The sequence below is a fragment of the Neisseria sp. P0021.S005 genome (assembly GCF_051956955.1).
This window is the reverse complement of sequence record NZ_JBQCWY010000570.1, coordinates 1-1982: the sequence shown is the minus strand read 5'-3', so window position 1 is coordinate 1982 and position 1982 is coordinate 1. Positions and strand designations below refer to the sequence as shown.

General features: G+C 53.0%; 2 protein-coding genes and 1 tRNA gene. All 3 read right to left on the bottom strand.

The genetic code is table 11. The features are described 5' to 3' along the window. The coding region (locus ACTHUE_RS17010; RefSeq protein WP_440424037.1) for a biotin--[acetyl-CoA-carboxylase] ligase at window positions 1-1129 on the bottom strand (1129 nt) is incomplete at its 3' end. Continuing rightward, complete coding sequence (locus ACTHUE_RS17005) at window positions 1126-1629, bottom strand: adenylyltransferase/cytidyltransferase family protein (RefSeq protein ID WP_004520955.1); 504 nt, start codon at window positions 1627-1629, stop codon at window positions 1126-1128. The genes ACTHUE_RS17010 and ACTHUE_RS17005, both read right to left, overlap by 4 nt. Window positions 1630-1891: 262 nt before the next feature. Further along, a tRNA-His gene (locus ACTHUE_RS17000) sits at window positions 1892-1967 on the bottom strand. Window positions 1968-1982: the final 15 nt, after the last annotated feature.

Genomic DNA, 1982 nt, shown 5'->3' with positions numbered 1-1982 from the left:
GCCATTCTTCGCCCAGCTGGGTCAAATCACGATACGGCGCGCGGCCGACTTCGGAAAATGTGCCGTTCTCTACCCACGCCCATTTCAACTGACTGTTGCCGCCGTCCAGCAGCAAAAAGCGTTCCGGCTTAGTCGCGGCAGGTTGCGCCGGACGATTATCCGGACGCAAGCTGATCTCGCCGCTGACAATGGTTTTCTCGCCATTGTCGGTCAACAAACGCAACGCGCCTTGCGCATCCACGCCTTTGACTACGCCTTCATGAACAATGCGCCCTTCTTGAAGCAGCAAGACCGGCCTGCCTGTGTCGCGGTTGGCGGCATCGTATTCGCCGACACATGACGCGAATCCGTTTTGCGCGTATTCGTTCAACAGCGCATCGAGTTGCGCCAATACCGCATTCAATAAGGTTTTGACGCTTACGCCCTGCTTAGAGGCCGTCTGAAACAATGCCTGTATGGAAGTGGCGTTTTCAACTTCTTTCGGCAATACAAAATTGATACCGATGCCGATGACGGCGACAGTCCTATTCTCTACCCGCGCCGTTTCAATCAAAATACCGGCCAATTTATCGTTGGCCACGACCAAATCGTTCGGCCACTTGATATTTACGTCCAAACCGATATCGGCAAGCGCGCGTCGGCAAGCCAATGCCGCCACCAACGCCAGCGAACCCAGCTCATACTGCGGCTTGTCAAACGCCCAGCCCAAGCTGAACATCAGACATTCACCCTGTCGGTTGACCCAGCTTCGCCCTTGCCGTCCGCGTCCTTTGGTTTGGAAATGCGCCACGCACAAGGCCTTATGCGCCAAATCTGCCGACTGGCGCGCCAATGCCATGATTTCATCATTGCTGGACGAACATTCGTGTTTCAACTGCGCACGAAAACCCTGTTTTCCGGCCATTTGTTGCAGAGATTCTTCGGCAAACACAGCCAAAGGGCGCACCAAACGCCATTGCCCGTCGTGCTGGCGCAGCAAACCGCGGATATGGCCCGGCATCTGCTGCCAGAATCCGTTTAATTGTTGCGGCTTCATACCGACCACGCGCGCCAACTGAGAAACGTGTTGCGGCAGGCCGTCTGAAAGTGCGGCGAGCAAGGCCCAATGGCGGCTGTTCAAATCCGTCATTCGCCTCCTCCGGCTTCGCGAATTTTCGCCAACGTTTTGGTGGTCGAAGTCTGGTGTAAAAACGGAATCGAAAATACTTTGCCGCCACGCGCAAACGTCTCAGCCGCACCGACAATCTTATCCACAGGCCAGTCGCCGCCTTTAATCAATACATCAGGTTTGACCATTTCAATCAACGCAGCCGGCGTATCGTCATCAAACCATGTGACCAAATCCACGCTCGCCAATGCCGCTGCCACTGCCGCGCGGTTTTCCAAAGGATTAATCGGACGATCGTCCCCTTTGCCCTGACGGCGCACCGAAGCATCGGTATTCAATGCCAACACCAAAGCCGCACCGGCCGATCGCGCCTGCGCCAGATACGTTACATGGCCCCTATGGAGAATATCGAAACAGCCGTTGGTAAACACCAGCGGACGGGGCAATGCCGCCAAACGCTCCGCCAGCTTTTCGGGCGGACAGATTTTGGATTCAAATTCTGGAGCTGGCCATTCGGACATGATGCGGTTCCTTTGGGAATGAAACAGAAAATAATCGGGGTATTATAAAGGATAACGGCGAAACGCCATAAAAAGATACCGAACGGTACAATATTCGGGCTTGACTGCGTATTCATTGATATTTGATAACACAGCAAATGCTATTTTTGCCGATGCCATGATGAAACGGTTTGATAAATACTTTTTTGAAACCCAATTAAATCTGAAGTAAAATTCGGGTATAAATGGAAAAAAGCCTGCATACAATATGCAGGCTTTCATCTGGGGTGGCTGATGGGGCTCGAACCCACGACAACTGGAATCACAATCCAGGGCTCTACCAACTGAGCTACAGCCACCGTAAAAATTGGCAC